Origin of the sequence: Pseudomonas sp. PDM09, from assembly GCF_014852305.1 — a bacterium.
Taxonomy (GTDB): domain Bacteria; phylum Pseudomonadota; class Gammaproteobacteria; order Pseudomonadales; family Pseudomonadaceae; genus Aquipseudomonas.
Genome location: NZ_JACVBI010000001.1, coordinates 255,277 through 281,186 on the forward strand (window position 1 = coordinate 255,277; position 25,910 = coordinate 281,186).

The 25,910-nt window shown below is 58.5% G+C and carries 22 protein-coding genes; 5 read left to right on the forward strand and 17 right to left on the reverse strand.

The annotated features are described in order from the left end of the window. Positions 1 to 2 precede the first annotated feature (2 nt). The 12 genes from nuoC to IB250_RS01140 all read right to left on the reverse strand — a co-directional run bounded on the left by nuoC (position 3) and on the right by IB250_RS01140 (position 14,321). Complete coding sequence (gene nuoC, locus IB250_RS01085) at positions 3 to 1,787, reverse strand: NADH-quinone oxidoreductase subunit C/D (protein ID WP_192342624.1); 1,785 nt, start codon at positions 1,785 to 1,787, stop codon at positions 3 to 5. 72 nt (positions 1,788 to 1,859) lie between these two features. Continuing rightward, positions 1,860 to 2,534: a NuoB/complex I 20 kDa subunit family protein gene (locus IB250_RS01090; RefSeq protein ID WP_007905053.1), complete on the reverse strand. Its 675-nt coding sequence runs from the start codon at positions 2,532 to 2,534 to the stop codon at positions 1,860 to 1,862. A 10-nt stretch (positions 2,535 to 2,544) separates the two neighbouring features. Then, positions 2,545 to 2,958, reverse strand: coding sequence for an NADH-quinone oxidoreductase subunit A (locus tag IB250_RS01095; protein WP_007940868.1), 414 nt, complete (start codon positions 2,956 to 2,958; stop codon positions 2,545 to 2,547). Positions 2,959 to 3,607: 649 nt separating this feature from the next. Then, positions 3,608 to 4,933, reverse strand: a complete 1,326-nt coding sequence (gene aceA / locus IB250_RS01100; protein WP_095053167.1) for an isocitrate lyase — start codon at positions 4,931 to 4,933, stop codon at positions 3,608 to 3,610. Between the two features lie 512 nt (positions 4,934 to 5,445). After that, on the reverse strand, positions 5,446 to 6,207 hold the full coding sequence (locus IB250_RS01105) for a secretin N-terminal domain-containing protein (RefSeq protein ID WP_192342625.1): 762 nt from the start codon (positions 6,205 to 6,207) through the stop codon (positions 5,446 to 5,448). 240 nt (positions 6,208 to 6,447) lie between these two features. Continuing rightward, positions 6,448 to 6,873: a GNAT family N-acetyltransferase gene (locus IB250_RS01110; RefSeq protein WP_095631549.1), complete on the reverse strand. Its 426-nt coding sequence runs from the start codon at positions 6,871 to 6,873 to the stop codon at positions 6,448 to 6,450. After that, on the reverse strand, positions 6,866 to 8,035 hold the full coding sequence (locus tag IB250_RS01115; protein WP_192342626.1) for a cupin domain-containing protein: 1,170 nt from the start codon (positions 8,033 to 8,035) through the stop codon (positions 6,866 to 6,868). The genes IB250_RS01110 and IB250_RS01115 overlap by 8 nt, the downstream gene beginning before the upstream one ends. 86 nt (positions 8,036 to 8,121) lie before the next feature. Beyond that, positions 8,122 to 9,492, reverse strand: a complete 1,371-nt coding sequence (purB, locus tag IB250_RS01120; RefSeq protein ID WP_123493780.1) for an adenylosuccinate lyase — start codon at positions 9,490 to 9,492, stop codon at positions 8,122 to 8,124. 128 nt (positions 9,493 to 9,620) lie between these two features. Next, positions 9,621 to 10,244: a high frequency lysogenization protein HflD gene (hflD, locus tag IB250_RS01125; RefSeq protein WP_008068314.1), complete on the reverse strand. Its 624-nt coding sequence runs from the start codon at positions 10,242 to 10,244 to the stop codon at positions 9,621 to 9,623. Next, positions 10,241 to 11,374 (reverse strand): tRNA 2-thiouridine(34) synthase MnmA, encoded by a 1,134-nt coding sequence (gene mnmA / locus IB250_RS01130; RefSeq protein ID WP_123493781.1) that lies wholly within the window; start codon positions 11,372 to 11,374, stop codon positions 10,241 to 10,243. The genes hflD and mnmA overlap by 4 nt, the downstream gene beginning before the upstream one ends. Before the next feature lie 59 nt (positions 11,375 to 11,433). After that, positions 11,434 to 11,880 carry an NUDIX hydrolase gene (locus tag IB250_RS01135; RefSeq protein WP_192342627.1) on the reverse strand — a complete coding sequence of 149 codons (447 nt, stop codon included), beginning with the start codon at positions 11,878 to 11,880 and terminating at the stop codon, positions 11,434 to 11,436. Positions 11,881 to 12,095: 215 nt separating this feature from the next. Beyond that, positions 12,096 to 14,321: an NADP-dependent isocitrate dehydrogenase gene (locus IB250_RS01140; protein ID WP_192342628.1), complete on the reverse strand. Its 2,226-nt coding sequence runs from the start codon at positions 14,319 to 14,321 to the stop codon at positions 12,096 to 12,098. Positions 14,322 to 14,814: 493 nt separating this feature from the next. On the opposite strand from IB250_RS01140, the gene icd reads away from it, so the two are divergent. After that, positions 14,815 to 16,071 carry an NADP-dependent isocitrate dehydrogenase gene (gene icd / locus IB250_RS01145; protein ID WP_007905029.1) on the forward strand — a complete coding sequence of 419 codons (1,257 nt, stop codon included), beginning with the start codon at positions 14,815 to 14,817 and terminating at the stop codon, positions 16,069 to 16,071. A gap of 56 nt (positions 16,072 to 16,127) precedes the next feature. Here icd and IB250_RS01150 read toward each other — a convergent pair whose 3' ends face one another. After that, a complete protein-coding gene (locus IB250_RS01150; protein ID WP_192342629.1) occupies positions 16,128 to 16,409 on the reverse strand; it encodes a cold shock domain-containing protein in 282 nt (93 codons plus the stop codon). A gap of 224 nt (positions 16,410 to 16,633) precedes the next feature. Here IB250_RS01150 and clpS point away from each other — a divergent pair, with 224 nt between their 5' ends. After that, positions 16,634 to 16,996 (forward strand): ATP-dependent Clp protease adapter ClpS, encoded by a 363-nt coding sequence (gene clpS / locus IB250_RS01155; RefSeq protein WP_015094394.1) that lies wholly within the window; start codon positions 16,634 to 16,636, stop codon positions 16,994 to 16,996. Between the two features lie 30 nt (positions 16,997 to 17,026). Then, complete coding sequence (clpA, locus tag IB250_RS01160) at positions 17,027 to 19,297, forward strand: ATP-dependent Clp protease ATP-binding subunit ClpA (RefSeq protein WP_007905018.1); 2,271 nt, start codon at positions 17,027 to 17,029, stop codon at positions 19,295 to 19,297. Positions 19,298 to 19,512: 215 nt separating this feature from the next. On the opposite strand, the gene infA is transcribed toward clpA, so the two are convergent. From infA to trxB, 4 genes are all read right to left on the reverse strand, one after another. Continuing rightward, the gene (infA, locus tag IB250_RS01165; RefSeq protein ID WP_002553999.1) at positions 19,513 to 19,731 is read right to left on the reverse strand and encodes a translation initiation factor IF-1; all 219 of its coding nucleotides are present in this window, start codon (positions 19,729 to 19,731) and stop codon (positions 19,513 to 19,515) included. Positions 19,732 to 19,989: 258 nt separating this feature from the next. Beyond that, positions 19,990 to 20,697 carry an arginyltransferase gene (locus tag IB250_RS01170; RefSeq protein ID WP_192342630.1) on the reverse strand — a complete coding sequence of 236 codons (708 nt, stop codon included), beginning with the start codon at positions 20,695 to 20,697 and terminating at the stop codon, positions 19,990 to 19,992. A gap of 87 nt (positions 20,698 to 20,784) precedes the next feature. Continuing rightward, positions 20,785 to 21,465: a leucyl/phenylalanyl-tRNA--protein transferase gene (gene aat / locus IB250_RS01175; protein WP_192342631.1), complete on the reverse strand. Its 681-nt coding sequence runs from the start codon at positions 21,463 to 21,465 to the stop codon at positions 20,785 to 20,787. 66 nt (positions 21,466 to 21,531) lie between these two features. After that, entirely contained in the window at positions 21,532 to 22,491 is a 960-nt protein-coding gene (gene trxB / locus IB250_RS01180; RefSeq protein WP_008068332.1) for a thioredoxin-disulfide reductase, read from the reverse strand. Between the two features lie 306 nt (positions 22,492 to 22,797). On the opposite strand from trxB, the gene IB250_RS01185 reads away from it, so the two are divergent. Both IB250_RS01185 and lolA read left to right on the forward strand, forming a co-directional pair. Beyond that, on the forward strand, positions 22,798 to 25,203 hold the full coding sequence (locus tag IB250_RS01185; protein WP_192342632.1) for a DNA translocase FtsK: 2,406 nt from the start codon (positions 22,798 to 22,800) through the stop codon (positions 25,201 to 25,203). 68 nt (positions 25,204 to 25,271) lie between these two features. Beyond that, positions 25,272 to 25,895 carry an outer membrane lipoprotein chaperone LolA gene (lolA, locus tag IB250_RS01190; RefSeq protein WP_007904916.1) on the forward strand — a complete coding sequence of 208 codons (624 nt, stop codon included), beginning with the start codon at positions 25,272 to 25,274 and terminating at the stop codon, positions 25,893 to 25,895. Positions 25,896 to 25,910 lie beyond the last annotated feature (15 nt).

Here is a 25,910-nt window from a genome sequence, read left to right on the forward strand (position 1 = left end):
GCTTAACGGTCCACGTCGGCCATAACGAAATCGATACTACCCAGGTACGCGATCAAGTCCGCGACCATGCTGCCTTTGATCACCGAAGGGATCTGCTGCAGGTGCGGGAAGCTTGGAGTACGAATCCGGGTGCGGTAGCTCATGGTGCCGCCATCGCTCGTCAGGTAATAACTGTTGATGCCCTTGGTCGCTTCGATCATCTGGAAGGATTCGTTGGCCGGCATGACCGGGCCCCACGAAACTTGCAGGAAGTGCGTGATCAGGGTCTCGATGTGTTGCAGCGTGCGCTCTTTGGGTGGCGGCGTGGTCAGCGGGTGATCCGCCTTGTACGGGCCTTCCGGCATGTTGCGCATGCACTGCTCGATGATCTTGAGGCTCTGGCGCATTTCTTCGACGCGAACGATGCAACGGTCGTAGGCATCGCCATTGGCCGCCAGCGGGATTTCGAATTCGAAGTTTTCGTAGCCGGAGTAAGGGCGAGCCTTACGCAGGTCGAAATCGCAACCGGTGGAACGCAGGCCGGCACCGGTGACGCCCCATTCCAGGGCTTCCTTGGTGTTGTAGGCGGCGACGCCGATGGTCCGGCCACGCAGGATGCTGTTGTCCAGTGCGGCTTTCTGGTATTCGTCCAGACGCTTGGGCATCCACTCGACGAAATCCTTGACCAGTTTTTCCCAGCCGCGCGGCAGGTCGTGAGCGACGCCACCGATGCGGTACCAGGCCGGGTGCAGACGGAAACCGGTGATGGCTTCGATCACCGTGTACGCCTTCTGGCGGTCGGTGAAGGTGAAGAACACCGGGGTCATGGCGCCGACGTCCTGGATGTAAGTCCCCAGGAACAGCAGGTGGCTGGTGATCCGGAAGAACTCGGCCATCATGATGCGGATGACGTCGACCTTCTCGGGCACCTTGATGCCGGCCAGCTTCTCGACCGAAAGCACGTACGGCAGGTTGTTCATCACGCCGCCGAGGTAGTCGATACGGTCGGTGTACGGAATGAAGCTGTGCCAGGACTGACGCTCGGCCATCTTCTCGGCACCACGGTGGTGGTAACCGACGTCCGGCACGCAGTCGACGATCTCTTCACCGTCCAGCTGCAGAATGATGCGGAACGCACCGTGCGCCGAAGGGTGGTTGGGACCTAAGTTGAGGAACATGTAGTCCTCGTTCGCACCGGAACGCTTCATGCCCCAGTCTTCAGGCTTGAAGCGCGCGGCTTCTTCCTCAAGCTGTTGCTTGGCCAGGGTCAGGCTGAACGGGTCGAACTCGGTGGCGCGGGCCGGGAAGTCCTTGCGCAACGGGTGACCTTCCCAGGTCGGCGGCATCATGATGCGGGTCAGGTGCGGGTGACCGGCAAAGTTGATGCCGTACATGTCCCACACTTCACGCTCGTACCAATTGGCGTTCGGCCACAGACCGGTAACGGTCGGCACGCTGAGGTCGCTCTCGGACAAGGCGACCTTGATCATTACGTCACTATTACGTTCGATCGACATCAAGTGATAGAACACAGTGAAGTCGGCGCCGCTTGGCAGCCCTTGACGCTTGGTGCGCAGACGCTCGTCCACGCCGTGCAGGTCATAGAGCATGACGTACGGCTTGGGCAGGTTACGCAGGAAGGTCAGGACTTCGACGAGTTTGGCGCGGGCAACCCAAAGCACCGGCATGCCGGTGCGGGTCGGCTGGGCGCTGAACGCCTCCGGGCCAAAACGATTGTTCAGTTCGACGACCACATCCTGGTCGTCTGCCTTGTAAGGCGGGATGTACAGAGCACTGCCTGTAGTCATGGTTATTTATCGCTTTCGGTCAACGTAAAGAATGAAGCCAGTTTCTCGTTTCTTTGTAAGAACAGATCTGGATCAGACTTCGTCGGGGCTGCGCAGGTTGGTTACCTGAATACGCTGTTCGCGGCGCTTTTCCTTTTCGGAAGGCATCTCGGCGCGATAGACGCCTTGATCACCAACGACCCAGGAAAGTGGACGACGCTCCTGGCCAATCGACTCCTGCAACAGCATCAAGCCTTGCAGAAAAGCTTCAGGGCGGGGCGGGCAGCCAGGCACGTAGACGTCCACGGGCAGGAACTTGTCCACCCCTTGAACGACGGAGTAGATGTCGTACATGCCACCGGAGTTGGCGCACGAACCCATGGAGATGACCCATTTGGGCTCGAGCATTTGCTCGTAGAGACGCTGAATGATCGGCGCCATCTTGATGAAGCAGGTACCGGCGATAACCATGAAATCCGCCTGACGCGGCGATGCCCGGATAACCTCGGCGCCAAAGCGCGCGATGTCGTGGGGCGCCGTGAAGGCGGTGGTCATTTCCACGTAGCAGCACGAAAGACCGAAGTTATACGGCCACAGGGAGTTCTTGCGCCCCCAGTTGATCGTGCCGTTGAGCACGTCTTCGAGCTTGCCCATGAAAATGTTTTTGTGGACTTGATCTTCTAACGGATCGGAAACGGTTTCCCGTTTGCCAATCGGATACTGCTCGTTAGGAGCATCGGGGTCGATCCTGGTGAGATTGTATTGCATTGCCAAAGCCTCATTGTTTCAGCTTCGCTTGCCGCTTCAGACGAGCTGCCGGAGCCCAGTCAAGGGCGCCCACTCGAAATAGGTAGACAAGACCTGCCAACAGAATTGCTATGAAAACGAGAGCTTCGACGAATCCGGTCCAGCCGCTTTCGCGGACGGACACAGACCAGGCAAAGAGAAAAAGGGCTTCGATATCGAAGATCACGAAGAGCATCGCGACCAGATAGAATTTGGCTGAGAGCCGCAAGCGGGCGCCACCGGTAGGTAGCATGCCGGACTCGAACGGTTCGTTTTTGCTGCGGCCCCAGGCTTTTGACCCGAGGAGGCTGGAGACGCCGAGCATGAAGGCGCAAAGGCCGCCGACACCCAGAAGGAAAATGGCAAAGCCCCAGTTGTGGGCCATGAGTCCGGTCGCTTCGGGCATGCTGGAAATCCTTAACAGAGAGCAAAGGTCTCTGAGCTTGAAAAGAAACAAAGCAGTGACGATATGTCGCAGCAATCAATCGCGGTGATTTTATGGCTAAACACCGAGCAAGTAAAATTCAGATAGCGAAATTATTTACAAGAATAAGGACATAGCGTGCCTCCAAAGCCCTGTAGCCCATGCCGCTCGGGCATTAGCGGGGGTTTTGTCAAATATGTTTTGTAGGGAATGTAACGAACATACTTGCCGCTAAATGATAATCAATATTATTTGTCGCGGTTTTCAAACTGTTTAACGGGTGAATGGCTGGGAAGTTGTCTTATATGCGCGTTACTGCAAGTAGCGAGCACGGTCGTTTTACCTGATTCTCCGGGTCGTGAAACTGCTCTGGATCAATGTGTTTCGGAAAATTTTGTGGGTTGACCCGTTCCCTGTGGGAGCCGGGCTTGCCCGCGATGACGGTGTATCAGACACAGTAGGTGTTGACTGACAGGCCGCCATCGCGGGCAAGCCCAGCTCCCACAGGGTTTTGCAGTGGTCAAAAAAACGCAGACAAAAAAACGCCCCGAACCAGTCGGGGCGTCAGATGTGCAGCGTTGCGGTTAGCTTTTATTCGGTCCGCAACGGCCGTTTACTCAGATGAAGCAGATCAGTGGAACTGTTCTTCTTCGGTCGAACCGGTCAGCGCGGTCACCGAGGACGTGCCACCCTGAATCACGGTGGTCATGTCGTCGAAGTAGCCGGTGCCCACTTCCTGCTGGTGAGCCACGAAGGTGTAACCCTTGGCAGCGTCAGCGAACTCTTGCTCTTGCAGCTTCACATAGGCAGTCATGTCGTTGCGGGCGTAGTCGTGCGCCAGGTTGAACATGCTGTGCCACATATTGTGAATGCCGGCCAGGGTGATGAACTGGTGCTTGTAACCCATGGCGGACAGTTCGCGCTGGAACTTGGCGATGGTCGCGTCGTCCAGGTTTTTCTTCCAGTTGAAGGAAGGCGAGCAGTTGTACGACAGCAGTTGGTCCGGGTATTCCTTTTTGATCGCTTCAGCGAAGCGACGAGCCTCGTCCAGATCCGGCTTGGCGGTTTCGCACCAGATCAGGTCGGCGAACGGTGCGTAGGCCAGGCCGCGAGCGATGGCCTGGTCGAGACCGGCGCGTACTTTGTAGAAGCCTTCCTGGGTGCGTTCGCCAGTCACGAATGGCTGGTCATACGGGTCGCAGTCGGACGTCAGCAGGTCAGCCGCGTTGGCGTCGGTACGAGCCAGGATGATGGTCGGTGTACCGGCAACGTCAGCTGCCAGACGAGCAGCGGTCAGCTTCTGCACAGCTTCCTGGGTAGGAACCAGTACCTTGCCGCCCATGTGGCCGCATTTTTTCACGGAAGCCAGTTGGTCTTCGAAGTGAACGCCGGCGGCGCCTGCTTCGATCATGCTCTTCATCAACTCGTAAGCGTTCAGTACACCACCGAAGCCGGCTTCAGCGTCAGCCACGATCGGCGCGAAGTAGTCGATGTAGCCTTCGTCGCCCGGGTTCTTGCCGGCTTTCCACTGGATCTGGTCAGCGCGACGGAACGAGTTGTTGATGCGCTTGACCACGGTTGGAACCGAATCCACCGGGTACAGCGACTGATCCGGGTACATCGATTCGGCGGAGTTGTTGTCCGCAGCTACTTGCCAGCCCGACAGGTAGATCGCCTGGATACCGGCCTTGACTTGTTGCACAGCCTGGCCGCCGGTCAGGGCGCCCATGCAGTTGACGAAATCTTTCTCAGGACGGAAGGACGGCTTGGCACCCTGGGTGACCAGGTTCCAAAGCTTCTCGGCGCCCATTTTTGCAAAGGTGTGCTCAGGTTGAACCGAGCCACGCAGACGGACGACGTCAGCAGCGGAGTAATTGCGTGTCACGCCTTTCCAGCGCGGGTTTTCAGCCCAATCTTTTTCGAGGGCTGCAATTTGCTGTTCGCGTGTCAGTGCCATGGAGATAAACCTCGTCGCGTCTTTGATAAAAAGTCGTTCTTGGTGAAAATTCCTGCTCCTGCCAAATGCGCATTTCAAAGGGGCGTAAAAGGCTGCTCGCTGACCAGAAGCTTAGGCGGTCAAGTCGGGTTCGGCGGGGATGGCGACGGGATGAACGATGGGCTCGAGGGGAAAGTGAGCAGGTAAGGGCGAACTGTCGGGCGCATTCGGGCGTCGTGGGCCTTGGTGCGAACTTCAGTGTGGAGCCGGGTTACCTAATTACGCTTCCGTCCCTCGGGACAACTTCGTTCCAGTCGGCAACCTCGTCAAACACACCTTGTGGGCGGTACAGACACGAATCGGCTCGCGGGGTAGGTGCGAACAGCGACTCGAAAGCCCTTGCCAGGGCCTCTGATTAGCGGGAGCGAGGCCATCATGCCTTTGCTTTTTTGGCTCGTCAAACGTTTTGTAGTGCTTTTTTTCAAGCACTACATCTTTAGTCTAATACGACTAATCAGTCAGTTTTTGGTGCTTTAGTCCAGTGTGTCGACTTTCACCCGCAGGGTCATGTCATCTCGGCCCTGCGTAGAGTAGCTGCGGGTCAGGCCCTGTTTGTCAGCTTGAGTCTGGCGATTCACGCCGGCCAGGGTGATCCACTCGCCCAATCGACCGCTGACAGTTGTGTCGGTACTTTGCACGTTCACTACATCGGGACGTTCCTGGCTCATCCGGTCACGGTTGGTACTGATTGCCAGATGAACGATGTCGCCGGTGACGCTAGCAGTCACGTAGAAGCCTTGGGTGACGTTGCGGTATTCGGTCTGGCTGCGCAGGTCGCCATAGCTGTCGGTCTGGGTACTGGTGAGCGGCACGCTCTGGCCGACCTGGATCAGCGCGGGTGTGCCTTCGCTGGCCTGAACCTGCTGGATACCGCCGTCGCGGCTGTCGGTGCTGCGGTTGATGATGCGAGTCTGGCTCGGCTTGGCACCGTTCACCGAATAACCCTGATCACCCTGGAAGTTGTTTTCGTTGGTATCGACGGTGATCAGCAAGCGCTTGGCGGCCACGTCGAGTTGGCTGATCAAGGCCTTAAGTTCGTCGATCTTGCGCTGTTCTGCATTGACGATGAGCTGATTACCATAGGCGCTGACCTGGCCGTCCTTGCCGATGAAATCCTGTGCCACCGGCAGCAGGTCGGCGCTGGTGCGATAGTTCAGGGGCACGATCTCGGTGGCGGCCATGACCGAAAAACTGCAGGTCAGCAGCAGCGTTGTGAGCAGGGTGCGTAGGGACATATCCGTTATCTCCGGCCTTTAAAGTCTTGATATTGCCAGTTTGTCGGCCCGCGGTGGGGCAAGTTGAATCGTAGACAGCAAAACGCCCCGGCATCCGAGGATGGCGGGGCGTGATCGTTCCCACGCTCCGCGTGGGAATGCAGCCTGTGACGCTCCGCGTCACTGCCGCGAGGGGGGGCGCGGAGCGTCCCAAGAGGCATTCTTCCCACGCGGAGCGTGGGAATGATCAGTTACAGGGGCTCAGGCGGAGTGACGCACCATGTCCACATGCGGAATCCCGGCTTCCAGGAATTCCTCACTGACCATGCTGAAGCCCAAACGCTCATAGAACGCCGTGGCCTGCACTTGCGCGCTCAGCATCTGCTGCTTCAGCCCGCGCTTCTCGGCTTCACCGATCACCGCTTGCATCAGCGCATCGCCGACTTTCAAGCCGCGCCAGTCTTTGAGTACCGACACCCGACCAATGTGACCATCGGGCAGCAGCCGAGCGGTGCCGATTGGGAAGTCGCCTTCAAAGGCCAGAAAGTGGACTGCCGTTGCGTCATCAGCATCCCATTCCAGCTCAGGCGGAACGGATTGCTCGGCGATGAACACCGTCTCACGAATGCGCCGGATCTCGGCGTTGTCCTTTTGCCAGTCTGCGACACGTACGTGAATTTTATTCATCAGCAAACCCCAGGCTGCCTTGCTTGACCAGCTCGCACAGCAGGCCGCGACCGTCTTCGTCGTTCAGCCACTCGCCAAGGTTGTCGGTATGCAGGGAGTCGGCGGCGCAGATCATTTTCAGCAGCTCGCGCAGTTTGCCCGGCAGGTAACGGCTCTGGCCGCTGGCAAACAGCAGCAGGTCGTCATCAACTTCCGACCAGGCCAGGCGCGCGCTCGGGTTGCGGATCAGGATCGCGCCTTGCTCGAGGCTGGCGAGCAGGTCGTCTTCTTCGATTTCTTCCGGGCCAACCACGAGTTCCGGGTAGCGTGGCTCGGTCATGAACTGGCCGAACCAGGTCAGCAGCAGGCGCTCGTCGCTCATGTGCTCGGCCAGCAGGCTTTTCAGGCGATCAAGGGCGTCGTGCTGGATCTGATGAGGATCGACCGCCGGCAGGGCGTCGGCGTCGGTGTAACGCTCTTCGTCCGACAGGAACTGGCTGAGGAAATCGGTGAAGTGGGTCAGCACTTCGGCGGCGCTCGGCGCGCGGAAACCAACCGAATAGGTCATGCAGTCATCCACCGCAACGCCGCAATGGGCCAGGCGCGGCGGCAGGTAGAGCATATCGCCCGGCTCCAGAACCCACTCATCGGTGGCTTCGAAGTCGGCGAGGATGCGCAGGTCCGCGTGTGGCAGCAGCTTGCTCTCGGAGTCGCACATCTGGCCGATTTTCCAGTTGCGCTTGCCGTGGCCCTGCAGCAGGAACACGTCGTAGTTGTCGAAGTGCGGACCCACGCTGCCACCCGGGGCGGCGAAACTGATCATCACATCGTCGACGCGCCAGCTTGGCAGGAAGCGGAAGTTCTCCAGCAGCTCAGCGACCTCCGGCACGAACTGGTCGACCGCTTGAACCAGCAGGGTCCAGTCACGTTCCGGCAGTTTGCTGAATTCGTCTTCGGCGAACGGACCACGGCGCAATTCCCAAGGGCGCTCGCCGTTCTCGATCACCAGGCGCGATTCGACTTCTTCTTCCAGCGCCAGGCCGGCCAGTTCGTCGGCGTCGATCGGACTTTCGAAATCAGGGATCGCCTGACGGATCAGCAGGGGTTTTTTCTGCCAGTAGTCACGCAGGAATTCGCGCGCCGTGATGCCGCCCAGAAGTTGAAGAGGAATATCAGGATTCATGTGTAACCTATTGAAAAAAAGCACTTTTCAGACGGGAATAAAAACGCCCGGCGCTGCCGGGCGTCTCAAACGGGTAAAGCGGTCGATCAGATGCGTTTGGCTTGCGCTACAGCGTTGCCGATGTAGTTGGCCGGGGTGAGCAGTTTCAGCTCGGCCTTGGCTTGCGCAGGCATGTCCAGGCCGTCGATGAAGGTCTGCAGCGCTTCAGGGCTGATGCCCTTGCCGCGAGTCAGCTCTTTCAATTTCTCGTACGGGTTTTCGATGTTGTAGCGGCGCATCACAGTCTGGATCGGCTCGGCCAATACTTCCCAGCACGCGTCCAGGTCAGCAGCAATCTTCTGCTGGTTGAGCTCCAGCTTGCTGATGCCTTTGAGGCTGGCTTCGTAGGCAATCACGCTGTGGGCGAAGCCGACACCGAGGTTGCGCAGTACGGTGGAGTCGGTCAGGTCGCGCTGCCAGCGGGAGATCGGCAGCTTGCTCGCCAGGTGCTGGAACAGTGCGTTGGCGATGCCCAGGTTGCCTTCGGAGTTTTCGAAGTCAATCGGGTTGACCTTGTGCGGCATGGTCGAGGAACCGATTTCGCCAGCGATGGTGCGCTGTTTGAAATAACCCAGGGAGATGTAGCCCCAGATGTCGCGGTCGAAGTCGATCAGGATGGTGTTGAAGCGCGCGATTGCGTCGAACAGCTCGGCGATGTAGTCGTGCGGTTCGATCTGCGTGGTGTACGGGTTGAAGCCCAGGCCCAGCTCGTCTTCGATGAAGGCGCGGGCGTTGGCTTCCCAGTCGATCTCAGGGTAGGCCGACAGGTGAGCGTTGTAGTTGCCGACAGCGCCGTTGATTTTGCCCAGCAGCGGAACGGCGGCGACTTGAGCGATCTGACGCTCCAGACGGTAAACCACGTTCGCCAGCTCTTTGCCCAGGGTGGTCGGCGAGGCCGGTTGGCCGTGGGTGCGCGACAGCATTGGTACGTCAGCAAAGCGGATCGCCAGTTCACGGATGGCTTCGGCGGTCTGGCGCATCAGCGGCAGCATCACATCATCACGGCCTTCGCGCAGCATCAGGGCGTGGGACAGGTTGTTGATGTCCTCGCTGGTGCAGGCAAAGTGGATGAATTCGCTGACGGCAGCCAGTTCCGGCAGCTTGGCCGCTTGCTCTTTGAGCAGGTACTCAATGGCTTTGACGTCGTGGTTGGTGGTGCGCTCGATCTCTTTGACACGCTCGGCGTGCTCCAGAGAGAAGTTTTCCGCCAAGGTGTTCAACACCGCGTTGGCTTCGGCAGAGAACGCCGGCACTTCGCTGATGGCAGGGTGAGCGGCCAGGCGCTGGAGCCAGCGCACTTCAACCAGAACGCGAGCACGGATCAGGCCGTATTCGCTGAAAATCGGGCGCAGGGCCTGGGTTTTGCCGGCGTAGCGGCCGTCAACAGGGGAAACCGCAGTGAGCGAAGAGAGCTGCATGGGGTGTTCTCGGACAGTCGGGCAACGAAATGGGGCGCGTATCATACATGAAAAAAATCCGCCGGTCCGTTGCCAACTGACCGGCGTATTACGCGTTACTGACTACAAAACGGTATTGCGGGCGCGGTTCAGCTGCTGCGCATCAGCGGGTAAAGCTCTTTAAGCAATTTGCGCCGGCTGATCACCAACTGCCAGCGATGACCGCCCAACTGCCGCCACAGGCGCGCCGATCGAATTCCGGCCAGTAACAGCGCACGGATCTTCGAGGCATTGCTCGGTTGCTGCAGGTTGCGCATGTCACCATGCACTTGAATCCGTTGGCGCAGGGTGCTCAGGGTGTCCTGGTACAACGCACCGCAGGCGGCGATCACGTTTTCATGAGCCGGGCCGAAGTGCTCGACCTGGGACTGAATCTGCGGCAAACGCTTGCCGATCACTTCCAGCATGTCGTCGCGCTTGGCCAACTGACGCTCCAGCCCCAGCATCGCCAGGGCGTAGCGTAGCGGTTCGCGCTGGAGGGTGCTGGGATCGCGCTCCAGGGCACCGATCAATGCGCGGTAGCCTTCACGCAAATTGATATCGTCACCGCCATAGACTTCCAGCGTGTCCTTGGGGTCGCGAATCAACAGGCTGCCGAGCATGCAGGTCAGGCCGGCTTCATTGGTCTGGCCACTCTTGGCTATTTTGTCGACCAGTACGGCGGCGAGAAACACACCGCCCAGGGCTGTCAGTTGCTCTTGAGTCGGGCTCATGAGCGCTGACCCTTGCTGGTCCAGGGTTCGGCCACTTCGATCACGCCGCCGCCGAGGCAGATTTCACCGTCGTAGAACACCACGGATTGGCCTGGAGTGACCGCGCGTTGCGGGTCATCGAAGGTCGCGCGGTAGCCGTTGGCGGTCTTCTCCAGCGTGCAAGGCTGGTCGCTCTGACGATAGCGCACCTTGGCGGTCAGTTTGCGCGGCTCGGTCAAATCGATCGGGTTGACCCAATAGATGTCCGAGGCGAGCAGGGCGCGGGAGAACAGATAAGGGTGATCATTGCCCTGGCCAACGATCAGCTCGTTGTGTTCCAGGTCTTTGATCAGCACATACCACGGCTCGTCGCCAGCGTCTTTCAGGCCGCCGATGCCCAGGCCCTGACGCTGGCCGATGGTGTGGTACATCAAGCCGTGGTGACGGCCGATGACTTCGCCTTCGGTGGTCTTGATCTCGCCTGGCTGGGCCGGCAGGTATTGCTTGAGGAAATCGCTGAAGCGGCGTTCGCCGATAAAGCAGATTCCGGTGGAATCCTTTTTCTTCGCGGTGGCCAGGTCGTGTTTCTCGGCAATCGCGCGCACTTCGGGTTTTTCCAGCTCGCCGACCGGGAACAGGGTCTTGGCGATCTGTTCGCCGCCGACAGCGTGCAGGAAATAGCTCTGGTCCTTGTTCGGATCCAGGCCCTTGAGCAATTCGGTGCGGCCATCGATGTCACGGCGGCGCACGTAGTGGCCGGTGGCGATCAGGTCGGCGCCGAGCATCATGGCGTAGTCGAGGAACGCCTTGAACTTGATTTCACGGTTGCAGAGGATGTCCGGGTTCGGCGTGCGACCGGCCTTGTACTCGGCCAGGAAATGCTCGAACACGTTGTCCCAGTACTCGGCAGCGAAGTTGGCGGTGTGCAGCTTGATGCCAATCTTGTCGCACACGGCCTGAGCGTCCGCCAGGTCATCCATGGCGGTGCAGTATTCCGTTCCATCGTCTTCTTCCCAGTTCTTCATGAACAGGCCTTCCACCTCATAACCCTGCTCGATCAGCAGGAGAGCGGAAACGGAAGAGTCCACGCCGCCGGACATGCCGACAATGACGCGCTTCTTTTGTGTGTCAGAAGGGGCTGGATCACGCATAGGGATTCAATGAGTGTCTTGAAAAAGGACGCGATTCTAGCAGGCTCAAGCCTGCAAGGCTAAAGAGAAGGGCGGATCAGCTCGAGGCTGAAGTGTTTACCGTCCAGATAATCATCGATACAGCGGATGATCAGCTCACTGCGCCAGTTTGCGCGCTGTTGCAGCAGTTCGTCACGCGTCAGCCATTTTGCGCCGACGATACCATCATCCAACTGATAGTCGGGGTGGTGTTTGAGCGGTTTTGCGGTGAAGCAGACCCGCTGATAAGTCACGCCGTTGCTTGGCGCGGTGTAGAGGTAAATGCCCACCACGCCTGTCGGCTCGACGTCCCAGCCGGTTTCCTCAAGGGTTTCGCGCACGGCGGCTTCGATCAGGGTTTCGTCCGGGTCCAGATGGCCGGCGGGTTGGTTGAGTACCGTTTGTCCGTGCTTGAACTCTTCGACCATCAGGAAGCGACCATTGTCTTCGACGATGGTGGCGACGGTGATGTGGGGTAGCCAGTCCATAAGACTTCCTTGAATTTTGAATAGTGAAACGCGGCTCCTGTGGGAGCGGGCTTGCTCGCGAAAGCGGTGGGTCAGTCAATAAAGATGTTGAATGATAAACCGCATTCGCGAGCAAGCCCGCTCCCACATTGGACCAATGTTCACATTGGAAGGGTGTGAGCGCCAGAAACAGAAACCCCGGCACTGGGCCGGGGCTTCTTTGCATCCTTACAACCTTAAACCAGCGCAGCGATCGCGGCGTTGAAGGTGTTGCTCGGGCGCATGGCCTTGCTGATCAGTTCGGCATTGGCGTGGTAGTAACCGCCGATGTCCACTGGCTTGCCCTGGACGGCGTTGAGCTCGGCAACGATGGTCGCTTCGTTCTCGGTCAGGGTTTTGGCCAGTTCGCCGAACTGCGCTTGCAGTGCAGTGTCTTCGGTCTGGGCGGCCAGGGCTTGTGCCCAGTACAGCGCCAGGTAGAAGTGGCTGCCGCGGTTGTCGATGTTGCCGACCTTGCGCGATGGCGACTTGTTGTTGTCCAGGAACTGGCCAGTGGCCTGATCCAGGGTCTTGGCCAGCACCAGCGCTTTAGGGTTGTTGTAGGTAACACCCAGATGCTCGAGGGAAGCAGCCAGGGCCAGGAACTCGCCCAGGGAATCCCAGCGCAGGAAGTTTTCTTCCAGCAGCTGTTGAACGTGCTTCGGTGCCGAACCGCCGGCGCCGGTTTCGAACAGGCCACCGCCGTTCATTAGTGGAACGATCGACAGCATCTTGGCGCTGGTGCCCAGTTCCATGATCGGGAACAGGTCGGTCAGGTAGTCGCGCAATACGTTGCCGGTCACCGAGATGGTGTCCTTGCCTTCGCGTGTGCGGTCCAGGGTGAACTTCATCGCGTCGACGGGCGACATGATGCGGATGTCCAGGCCAGAAGTATCGTGATCCTTCAGGTAAGCCTGAACTTTCTCGATCACTACGCCGTCGTGGGCGCGCATTGGGTCCAGCCAGAAAATCGCCGGAGTTGCGCTTGCACGGGCACGGTTGACGGCCAGTTTGACCCAGTCCTGGATCGGCGCGTCTTTGGTCTGGCACATGCGGAAGATGTCGCCGGCTTCAACCGTCTGTTCCAGCAGAGTGCGGCCAGCGCTGTCGGAAACCCGAACTACGCCGTTTGCCTTGATCTGGAAGGTCTTGTCGTGGGAGCCGTACTCTTCGGCTTTCTTCGCCATCAGGCCAACGTTTGGCACGCTGCCCATGGTGGTTGGATCAAAGGCGCCGTTAGCCTTGCAGTCTTCGATCACCGCCTGGTAGATGGTGGCGTAGCAACGATCCGGGATCACAGCCTTGGTGTCGTGCAGCTGACCGTCGGTGCCCCACATTTTGCCGGAGTCACGGATCATCGCTGGCATCGAGGCGTCGACGATAACGTCGCTCGGCACGTGCAGGTTGGTGATGCCTTTGTCGGAGTTGACCATGGCCAACGATGGACGAACGGCGTAGACCGCCTGGATGTCCGCTTCGATCTGCGCTTGTTGCTCGGCAGGCAAAGCCTTGATACGAGCGTACAGGTCGCCGATGCCGTTGTTCAGGTTGAAGCCGATCTGGGCCAGCACGTCAGCGTGCTTGGCCAGGGCGTCTTTATAGAACTCGGCAACGATCTGGCCGAACATGATCGGGTCGGAGACCTTCATCATGGTGGCTTTCAGGTGAACCGACAGAAGAACGCCTTTTTGTTTGGCGTCTTCGATCTCGGCTGCGATGAAGCTGCGCAGCGCGTTTTTGCTCAGAACGGCGCAATCGAGGATCTCACCGGCTTGCACGGTGGTTTTTTCTTTCAGAACGGTGGTGGTGCCGTCTTGAGCGATCAGTTCGATTTTGACGGCGTCAGCGGCGTCGATCAGGGCGGCTTTTTCGCTGCCGTAGAAATCGCCGGTGCTCATGTGAGCCACGTGGGACTTGGAGTCTTTGGCCCAGGCGCCCATTTTGTGCGGGTGCTTGCGCGCGTAGTTCTTGACCGACAGCGGTGCACGACGATCGGAGTTGCCTTCGCGCAGAACCGGGTTCACGGCGCTGCCCTTGATCTTGTCGTAACGCGACTTGGCGAGCTTGTCGGCATCGCTGGTCACGGTTTCCGGGTAGTCCGGCAGTGCGAAGCCCTGGGCTTGCAGCTCTTTGATCGCGGCCTGCAGTTGCGGAACCGAAGCGCTGATGTTCGGCAACTTGATGATGTTGGCTTCAGGTGTAACGGCCAGGTCGCCCAGTTCGGCGAGGTGGTCGGCTACGGCTTTGTCACCCAATTGCTCGGGGAAGCTGGCCAGAATGCGCCCTGCAAGAGAGATATCGCGGGTTTCAACGGCGATATCAGCCGAGGCGGTGAAAGCCTCTACGATAGGCAACAGTGAATAGGTGGCGAGGGCTGGGGCTTCGTCGGTGAAGGTATAGATGATCTTCGAGCGGGTGGGCATATTCGGATTAACTCTCTCTTCTTTGCTAAAGCGTGCGCAGAAACTCGAGGGGCGCCGGGTAAGCGCGTTCGTTCAAAGTCATCCATGAGCCGAATGTCGAGGTTTCTTCGCGGTGATGTTGGGTGCATCAGTCGAGCGTCAAGCGGGTGGACTGCGGTAACAATCCGGCTTATTCGGGCCCAACGTCGTGTGATAGAGCGGTCGGCCGTCGTGACTCTGTGGTCAGCGGCGGCATTATACATAGGTAGCTGGCAATCTGCCGATGGTTCATATGCAACGTTTTTCGTCCATTGGTCTAAAGGTCGCAGGCGAGTGTGACGCGTAGAGTCGTTCGCCGTGCTTGAGTTTGGCGCTTTTCCCTTTGCTTTCAGGCTTGTACGTCGCGAACTGTGCAGCTTTGCGGCAGATGGGCGGAACATAGGGTTTGCGCGCCGATTTAACTGGGGTACGCTCGAACGCAGCCAGATGTTCAATCCAAACAATGGAGTACAGCATGGGATACAAGAAGATTCAGGTTCCAGCCGTCGGCGACAAAATCACCGTCAACGCAGACCATTCTCTCAATGTTCCTAACAACCCGATCATCCCCTTCATCGAAGGCGATGGTATTGGCGTTGATATCAGCCCGGTCATGATCAAGGTTGTCGATGCTGCTGTTAAGAAAGCTTACGGCGGCGAGCGCAAAATTTCCTGGATGGAAGTCTACGCCGGGGAGAAAGCGACTCAGGTTTACGATCAGGACACCTGGCTGCCTCAGGAAACCCTGGACGCGGTCAAGGATTATGTAGTTTCCATCAAAGGCCCTCTGACCACCCCGGTCGGCGGTGGCATCCGTTCGCTGAACGTGGCCCTGCGTCAGCAACTCGACCTGTATGTGTGCCTGCGCCCGGTGCGCTGGTTCGAAGGCGTACCGAGCCCGGTCAAAAAGCCAGGCGATGTCGACATGACCATCTTCCGTGAAAACTCGGAAGACATTTATGCCGGTATCGAATGGAAAGCCGGTTCGCCGGAAGCGACCAAGGTCATCAAGTTCCTCAAAGAAGAAATGGGCGTCACCAAGATCCGTTTCGACGAAAACTGCGGTATCGGCGTCAAGCCGGTGTCCCTGGAAGGCACCAAGCGTCTGGCGCGCAAGGCTCTGCAGTATGTGGTCGACAACGACCGTGACTCGCTGACCATCGTGCACAAAGGCAACATCATGAAGTTCACCGAAGGTGCCTTCAAGGAATGGGCCTACGAAGTGGCCGCTGAAGAATTCGGCGCGACTCTGCTCGACGGCGGTCCGTGGATGCAGTTCAAGAACCCGAAAACCGGCAAGAACGTCATCGTCAAGGACGCTATCGCCGACGCCATGCTCCAGCAGATCCTGCTGCGCCCGGCTGAATACGATGTTATCGCGACCCTGAACCTCAACGGCGACTACCTCTCCGACGCCCTGGCGGCCGAAGTGGGCGGTATCGGTATCGCGCCGGGTGCCAACCTGTCCGACACCGTGGCCATGTTCGAAGCCACCCACGGTACTGCGCCTAAGTACGCCGGCAAGGACCAGGTCAACCCGGGTTCGTTGATCCTGTCCGCCGAGATGATGCTGCGTCACATGGGCTGGACCGAAGCGGCCGACCTGATCATCAAAGGCACCAACGGCGCGATCTCCGCGAAAACCGTGACCTATGACTTCGAACGTCTGATGGAGGGCGCGAAACTGCTGTCGTCTTCCGCGTTTGGTGATGCGTTGATCTCGCACATGTAAACCAGCTGACAAAAAAACCGCCTTCGGGCGGTTTTTTTATGACTGGATGAGCTGCGTCAGCTCGACACTGTTTCTTGCCGGATGGCAGTGGCGCTCTGTTCGTTCGGAGAGGTGACAGATGTGATCTTTACTGCATGCAGTCCTTTGGGGCCCTGGAGGATCTCAAAGCTAACAATTTGCCCAGCCTTGAGGGTTTTGTATCCGTCCATTTCAATAGCCGAATAGTGGGCAAAGAAATCGATGTCCTTGCCATCCTCGTCGCGACCTTCTCTGGCGTCGGTGTTAATGAAACCGAACCCCTTGGCATTGTTGAACCATTTCACCTTACCGACAGCCATACCCATATCCCTCTGCAACAGACTCCATCACTGGAGTATCATCCAGTTAATCCGCAGTCTATCTTGCAAATAGGATTGACTCCGCGGACCTTTTTTACCCACTGTGGGCTCTATTGTTTGTAACACCGATTTTCCGATAGTCAAGGTGACCGGGCAGTCGGAGTTGAAAACGTTCATAACAGCCCCCACCACTGTATTTGCACAACTGACGAACCTTTCTTTCCATGCATGCAATCAGCCAGATTCGACTAACATTCAATCAGGATCGCCCTGATTTACACGACGACGATTCCGCAGGCATTGCTGTTCAGGAGGCTAAGCCTGCTCTACAGGCGCCACCGATGTACAAGGTGGTTTTGTTCAACGATGACTACACACCGATGGATTTCGTCGTCGAAGTGCTCGAGGTGTTTTTTAACCTGAATCGCGAGCTGGCGACCAAGGTCATGCTGGCCGTCCATACAGAAGGACGGGCAGTATGTGGAGTGTTTACCCGCGACATCGCGGAGACCAAGGCCATGCAGGTCAACCAGTACGCCAGGGAAAGCCAGCATCCGCTACTCTGTGAAATCGAGAAGGACGGTTAATCGCCGACCACTTGGGTATGAGGTGAAGCTATGTTAAACCGCGAGCTCGAAGTCACCCTCAATCTTGCCTTCAAGGAGGCACGTTCGAAGCGTCATGAATTCATGACGGTCGAACACCTGCTGCTGGCCCTATTGGATAATGAGGCTGCCGCCACCGTTTTGCGTGCCTGCGGCGCAAACCTCGACAAACTCAAGCATGATCTGCAGGAGTTCATCGACTCCACCACGCCATTGATCCCTCTTCATGACGAGGATCGTGAAACCCAGCCAACCCTGGGCTTCCAGCGTGTACTGCAACGTGCTGTCTTTCATGTACAGAGCTCGGGCAAACGCGAAGTGACTGGCGCTAACGTGCTGGTCGCAATCTTCAGTGAGCAAGAGAGTCAGGCAGTGTTTCTGCTGAAACAGCAGAGCGTTGCGCGCATCGATGTCGTCAACTACATCGCCCATGGCATTTCAAAAGTGCCAGGGCATGGCGATCACTCTGAAGGTGAACAAGATATGCAGGACGACGAGGGCGGTGAGTCTTCTTCTTCAGGCAATCCTCTGGATGCTTATGCCAGCAACCTCAACGAACTCGCGCGCCAGGGTCGTATCGATCCGTTGGTAGGCCGTGAGCTGGAGGTCGAGCGCGTCGCGCAGATCCTCGCGCGTCGCCGCAAAAACAACCCGCTGCTGGTGGGCGAGGCCGGCGTGGGTAAAACTGCGATTGCCGAAGGCCTGGCCAAACGCATTGTCGACAACCAGGTGCCGGATCTGCTGGCCAACAGCGTGGTGTATTCCCTCGATCTGGGGGCTTTGCTGGCCGGGACCAAATACCGCGGCGATTTCGAGAAGCGCTTCAAGGCGTTGCTCAATGAGCTGAAAAAACGTCCGCAGGCGATTCTGTTCATCGACGAGATCCACACCATCATCGGTGCGGGCGCTGCGTCCGGTGGCGTCATGGATGCCTCGAACCTGCTCAAGCCATTGCTGTCTTCGGGCGACATTCGCTGCATCGGTTCGACCACGTTCCAGGAATTCCGTGGGATCTTCGAGAAGGACCGTGCCCTGGCTCGGCGCTTCCAGAAGGTCGATGTGTCGGAACCTTCGGTGGAAGACACCATTGGCATCCTGCGTGGCCTGAAAGGACGTTTCGAAGCGCACCACAACATCGAATACAGCGATGAAGCCCTGCGCGCCGCTGCGGAACTGGCCTCGCGTTACATCAATGACCGGCACATGCCGGACAAGGCGATCGACGTCATCGACGAGGCGGGCGCCTACCAGCGTCTGCAGCCGATCGAGAAACGCGTGAAACGCATCGAAGTGCCTCAGGTCGAGGACATCGTTGCGAAAATCGCGCGAATTCCACCAAAACACGTCACCAGTTCCGACAAAGAGCTGCTGCGTAACCTTGAGCGTGACCTGAAACTCACGGTCTTTGGCCAGGATGCGGCGATCGACTCGCTGTCGACTGCGATCAAGCTGTCCCGTGCCGGCCTCAAGTCGCCTGACAAGCCAGTCGGTTCGTTCCTGTTCGCAGGGCCGACCGGTGTAGGTAAAACAGAGGCCGCGCGGCAACTGGCCAAGGCGTTGGGTGTCGAGCTGGTTCGCTTCGACATGTCCGAGTACATGGAGCGCCACACCGTATCGCGTCTGATCGGTGCGCCTCCAGGCTATGTCGGGTTCGATCAGGGCGGTTTGCTGACCGAAGCCATCACCAAGCAGCCTCACTGCGTGCTGTTGCTCGATGAAATCGAGAAGGCACATCCGGAAGTCTTCAACCTGCTGTTGCAGGTCATGGACCACGGTACGCTGACCGATAACAACGGGCGCAAGGCGGACTTCCGTAACGTGATCGTCATCATGACGACCAACGCCGGTGCCGAAACTGCGGCGCGTGCTTCGATCGGTTTCACCTATCAGGACCACTCGTCCGATGCGATGGAAGTGATCAAGAAGAGCTTCACGCCGGAATTCCGTAACCGTCTGGACACCATTATCCAGTTTGGTCGCCTCAGCCATGAGGTCATCAAAAGCGTGGTGGACAAGTTCCTTACCGAACTTCAGGCGCAGCTGGAAGACAAGCGCGTGCAGCTGGAAGTGACGGACGCAGCGCGTGGCTGGCTGGCAGCGAGTGGCTACGACACGGCAATGGGCGCTCGTCCAATGGCGCGTTTGATCCAGGACAAGATCAAGCGTCCACTGGCCGAGGAGATCCTCTTTGGCGAACTGGCCGACCATGGTGGTGTGGTACACATCGACCTCAAGGACGGCGAGCTGACCTTCGAGTTCGAGACTACGGCTGAAATGGCCTGACGTTAAACCGCAGCAAAGCAAAAAGGCGCCGATTGGCGCCTTTTTGCTGCCTGCCATGATCGTTCCCACGCTCCGCGTGGGGATGCAGTCCGGGACGCTCCGCGTCCCTTCAAAAGCCGAACGCAGAGCGTCCGTTGAGGCATTCCCACGCAGAGCGTGGGAACGATCCGCAAACAAAAACGCCCGGCATAGCCGGGCGTTTTGTATTGACTTGATTAGCGAGCGCGGTAGGTGATGCGCCCTTTGCTCAAGTCATAGGGCGTCAGCTCGACGCGCACTTTGTCGCCGGTAAGAATACGGATGTAGTTCTTGCGCATCTTGCCGGAGATATGCGCGGTTACGACGTGCCCATTTTCCAACTCCACACGAAACATGGTGTTGGGCAGGGTGTCGACGACAGTGCCTTCCATTTCGAAGCTGTCTTCTTTCGACATGCAGTAAAGCCCTCGGTGTCCAATGAATGGCCCGGTGCAACTGCGCCAGGCAAAAGCGGCGTGCATTGTGCCCGAAAAATGGGGTTTAAGCCAAGGGGTTAGTGTCCTGTCTCACAAATACGTTCCTCTTTTGGCGAGTGGCTGTTGTCGTCAGGCAAGGCGCCGCGACGAGTCATAGCCCGCTATGGCAAGGAGCGGCAACGCAGCATGATGACAACAGACGCCGTCAAAAAGGAACAGTATTTGCGAGACAGGGCACTAGCTCAGGATGACCCAACGCTGATTAATCAGCAGTTCGATAGGGCGATATTGGGTCTTGTAGCTCATTTTTTTGCAGTTTTTGATCCAGTAGCCGAGATAGACGGCTTCCAGCCCCAGGCGTCGGGCTTCGCCGATTTGCCAGAGGATTGCATAGCGCCCCAGGCTACGACGCTCCTGCGCGGGTTCATAGAAGGTGTAGACCGCCGACAGGCCGTTGGGCAGCAAGTCAGTGACGGCCACGGCCAGCAGGCGGCCTTCGAGACGAAATTCGTAGAAGCGGGAGAATGGCAGATCACGTACCAGGAAGGTCGAAAACTGGTCGCGGCTCGGCGGATACATATCGCCGTCGGCATGACGTTGTTCGATGTAGCGCTGATACAGGTCGAAGTACTCTTCGCTGAACTTTGGTCTGGCCGGACGCACCTGTAAGTCGGCATTGCGTTTGAGAATGCGTTTTTGCTGACGGTTGGGGGTAAATTGCGCCACAGGAATGCGCGCCGGTACGCACGCATTGCAATGCTGGCAATGCGGCCGGTAGAGATGATCGCCACTACGACGAAAGCCCATTTCCGACAGATCTGCGTAGACATGCACATCCATGGGCTGACTAGGATCGAGGAACAGCGTCGTGGCCTGCTCCTCGGGCAGATAGCTGCAAGAGTGGGGCTGAGTGGCATAAAACTTCAAACGCGCCAACTCGGTCATGATCAACCCTCGGGATAAGCTTTTGATTAGGGGGCGCTCTCAATGAGTTTCCCCGCATTAAGTGTAAGCCACACGCGCCAATGTCGCTCAGCAAACCCAAGTGGCGCGGCCCGGTTGATCCAGGTGTCGCGCAAGGTAGCCGGCAAATTCGCGGCGGGGAATCGCTCGGGCACCCAGGCTGTGCAGATGATCGGTAGGCATCTGGCAATCGATCAGCACAAAACCTGAGTCTTTCAGGTGTCGCACCAGGGTGGCGAAGCCATATTTGGAAGCGTTGTCGGCGCGGCTGAACATCGACTCGCCAAAAAACAACTGCCCCATAGCCAGGCCGTAGAGCCCGCCGACCAGCGCGCCATCGTCCCAGACTTCCACCGAATGGGCGTAACCACGCCTGTGCAGTTCGACATAGGCATCCTGCATCGCTTGGGTGATCCAGGTGCCGTCAGCGTACTCGCGCGGTGCGGCGCAGGCGCGGATGACCGCGGCAAAATCCCGATCGAAGGTCACTTGATAGCGTTGTTGGCGCAGCAGTTTGTTCAAACTACGGGAGACATGCAGTTCGTCGGGAAACAGTACTGTGCGCGGGTCCGGCGACCACCAGAGAATCGGCTGGCCCTCCGAGAACCACGGAAAGCAGCCGTGACGATAGGCTTGAATCAGGCGATCGGCGGACAGATCGCCGCCCGCGGCCAGCAGCCCGTTGGGGTCGCGCATGGCTTTTTCCAGCGGCGGGAAGGTCAGGGTGTTGCGTTGTAACCAAGTCAGCATGGCATCCGGGCTTGCAGAAGGGGAGGGTGGTAGCGGGCCGTTGAGCCCGCCTGAGGAGGTTAACCGTCAAACGGTGGGGATGTCATCGAGATACTTCTCGGCATCCAGCGCGGCCATGCAGCCGGCCCCGGCGGACGTCACCGCCTGGCGGTAAATATGATCGGCCACGTCACCGGCGGCGAACACGCCTGCAATGTCCGTGGCGGTGGCATCACCTTCGCTGCCGCCCTTGATCAGCAGATAACCGTCGCGCATTTTCAGCTGGCCCTGGAACAGGTCGGTATTGGGCTTGTGGCCAATGGCGATGAATACGCCGGCCAGCGGCAAGTCATTGGTTTCGCCCGTATGGCTGTGCCGCAGGCGGGCACCGGTCACGCCGCTGGCATCGCCCAATACTTCGTCCAGATTCTGGTTCCAGTGCAGGCGGATATTGCCGTTGGCGGCTTTTTCGAAGAGCTTGTCCTGGAGGATCTTCTCCGAGCGCAGTTTGTCGCGACGGTGAATCAGGTGGACTTCCTTGGCGATGTTCGACAGATACAGTGCTTCTTCAACGGCCGTGTTACCTCCGCCGACCACCGCGACCACCTGATTGCGGTAAAAGAAGCCATCGCAGGTGGCGCAGGCCGAAACCCCTTTGCCGGCAAAGGCTTCTTCCGATGGCAGCCCCAGGTATTGGGCCGAAGCGCCGGTGGCGATAATCAGCGCATCGCAGGTGTAGGTGCCGCTGTCGCCGATGAGCTCGAACGGGCGCTGTTGCAACTTGGCCGTATGGATGTGGTCGTAAACGATCTCTGTGTCGAAGCGTTCGGCGTGTTTTTGCATGCGTTCCATCAGTACCGGGCCGGTCAGACCTTCGACGTCGCCGGGCCAGTTGTCGACTTCGACGGTGGTGGTCAGCTGGCCACCTGCCTGTATGCCGGTAATGACAACGGGTTTGAGGTTGGCGCGAGCGGCATAAACGGCTGCGCTGTAACCGGCGGGGCCGGAACCCAGAATGATCAGGCGGGAATGCTTCGCTTCAGTCATAAAAACACCTCATAAGCCTTTGTCACAAAAGAGAATGCATGCTCAAATTGGACTGCGCGTACTGTGCTGTTGGCTATGCTGCACCCAGGGGGCTCAAGCATGGCATCGGGTGAACAAACCCGTACAATGCTCGCTTGTAACAGTGTTTGTATCAAAAAAGCGGTGCATGCCGTATTTCGAAAAACCGGGGCGCAGTGTTAAAAGTAGTCCCAGTTGCGCCTGTTAACTTTTTTACCTGCCTGGATTGGGCAGTTTTTATAGTCATTCAACAGATGGACGCGCCATGGGCGCAGGAAAAGAAGCGTTTTGAAGAAATCCACCGCAGCACCTAAAACAGTCGTCCCGCTCTGGCGCCAGCAATTGCACTACCGGCTCAAGGAAGGTGCATTGATCGCCATCGGCGCCTTGTGCCTGTTCCTGATGATGGCTTTGTTGACCTATGGCAAAGACGATCCGGGCTGGAGCCATAACAGCAAGATCGACGATGTGCAGAACTTCGGCGGGCCGGCCGGCTCTTACAGCGCCGACATCCTGTTCATGGTCCTGGGTTACTTCGCCTACATTTTCCCGCTGTTGCTGGCGGTCAAGGCGTATCAGATCTTCCGCCAGCGCCACGAACCGTGGCAGTGGAGTGGCTGGCTGTTCTCCTGGCGCCTGATCGGCCTGGTATTTCTGGTGCTGTCGGGTGCAGCGCTGGCCCACATCCATTTCCATGCGGCGACCGGTCTGCCGGCCGGCGCGGGTGGTGCTTTGGGTGAAAGCCTCGGCGATCTGGCCCGGAACGCGCTGAACATCCAGGGCAGCACCCTGTTGTTCATCGCGCTGTTCCTGTTCGGCCTGACGGTGTTCACCGACCTGTCGTGGTTCAAGGTGATGGACGTCACCGGCAAGATCACCCTTGATCTGTTCGAACTGTTTCAAGGCGCGGCCAATCGCTGGTGGGCGGCCCGTATGGAACGCAAGCAACTGGTCGCCCAACTGCGTGAAGTCGACGATCGCGTGCATGACGTGGTCGCGCCGACCGTCACCGACAAACGCGAGCAGGCCAAGGTCAAGGAGCGCCTGATCGAGCGTGAGCAAGCCTTGAGCAAGCACATGTCCGAACGCGAGAAGCAGGTACCGCCGGTGATTGCCCCGGCTCCGCCCAAACCGGCCGCTCCCAGCAAGCGCGTGGAAAAAGAGAAGCAGGCGCCGTTGTTCGTCGACAGCGCCGTGGAAGGCACCTTGCCGCCGATCTCGATTCTCGACCCCGCGGAAAAGAAACAACTCAATTATTCGCCCGAATCCCTCGCAGCTGTCGGCCACTTGCTGGAAATCAAGCTCAAGGAATTCGGCGTCGAGGTCTCGGTGGATTCGATTCACCCGGGCCCGGTCATTACCCGTTACGAAATCCAGCCAGCGGCCGGCGTCAAAGTCAGCCGCATCTCCAACCTGGCGAAAGACCTGGCCCGTTCCCTGGCCGTGACCAGCGTGCGTGTCGTGGAAGTGATTCCGGGCAAGACCACGGTCGGTATCGAGATCCCTAACGAAGACCGGCAGATCGTGCGGTTCTCCGAGGTCTTGTCGACCCCTGAGTACGATAACTTCAAGTCCCCGGTCACCCTGGCCCTAGGTCATGATATCGGCGGCAAGCCGGTGATCACCGACCTGGCGAAAATGCCGCACTTGCTGGTGGCCGGTACGACCGGTTCCGGTAAGTCGGTGGGGGTGAACGCGATGATCCTGTCGATTCTGTTCAAGTCCGGCCCGGAAGACGCCAAGCTGATCATGATCGACCCGAAAATGCTTGAACTGTCGATCTACGAAGGCATTCCGCACCTGCTGTGCCCGGTGGTCACCGACATGAAGGACGCCGCCAACGCCTTGCGCTGGAGCGTCGCCGAGATGGAACGGCGCTACAAGCTGATGGCGAAAATGGGCGTGCGTAACCTGTCGGGCTTCAACGCCAAGGTCAAGGAAGCCCAGGACGCCGGCGAGCCGTTGAGCGATCCGTTGTACAAGCGCGAAAGCATCCACGACGAGGCACCCCTGCTGCAAAAACTGCCGACCATCGTCGTGGTCGTCGACGAATTCGCCGACATGATGATGATCGTCGGCAAGAAGGTTGAAGAGCTGATCGCCCGTATCGCCCAGAAGGCCCGTGCGGCCGGCATCCACTTGATCCTCGCGACCCAGCGTCCGTCGGTGGACGTGATCACCGGTCTGATCAAGGCGAACATTCCGACCCGTATGGCGTTCCAGGTATCGAGCAAGATCGATTCGCGGACCATCATCGACCAGGGCGGCGCCGAACAACTGCTGGGCCACGGTGATATGTTGTACATGCCGCCGGGCACCAGTCTGCCGATTCGTGTTCACGGCGCGTTCGTGTCCGATGACGAGGTTCACCGGGTGGTTGAAGCCTGGAAACTGCGCGGTGCGCCGGAATACAACGACGACATCCTCGCCGGTGTCGAAGAGCCCGGTAGCGGCTTTGAAAACGGCGGCGGTGGCGGTGACGATGATGCCGAAACCGATGCGCTCTACGATGAAGCGGTGCAGTTCGTCCTGGAAAGCCGTCGTGCGTCCATCTCTGCGGTTCAGCGCAAGCTGAAAATCGGCTACAACCGCGCGGCGCGCATGATCGAAGCCATGGAAATGGCCGGGGTCGTGACATCCATGAACACCAACGGTTCGCGTGAAGTCCTGGCCCCTGGCCCGGTGCGCGACTGATCCGGTTTTGAAAGGGGCGGTGTCTTGAGACGCCGCCCGCACTCCCACGAATGTTTATGAGGACTCCCATGCGTCTTATCCGCATGTTGCTGCTGCCGGTACTGGCTTTGACCACGCTCTCGGCCCACGCCGATGACAAGGACGTGGCGCGTCTGACTCAACTGCTGGAAAAATCCCAGACCCTGACCGCGCGTTTCTCCCAGCTGACGCTTGATGGCAGCGGCACCCAGTTGCAGGAAACCGCCGGTCAAATGTCCTTGCAGCGCCCGGGTCTGTTCTACTGGCACACCGATGCGCCGCAAGAGCAACTGATGGTGTCCGACGGCAAGAAGGTTTCCCTGTGGGACCCGGACCTGGAGCAGGTCACCATCAAGACCCTCGACCAGCGCCTGACCCAGACTCCGGCCCTGTTGTTGTCCGGTGATGTGTCCAAGATCAGCCAGAGCTTCGACATCAGCGCCAAGGAAGCCGGCGGCGTGATCGACTTCACCCTGAAGCCGAAAACCAAAGACACCCTGTTCGACAGCCTGCGTCTGTCGTTCCGCAACGGTCTGGTCAATGACATGCAACTGATTGATAGCGTCGGTCAGCGTACCAATATCCTGTTCACTGGCGTGAAGGCCAACGAGCCGATTCCGGCGTCCAAATTCAAGTTCGACATCCCTAAAGGGGCGGACGTGATCCAGGAGTAAGACGCATAACCTGTG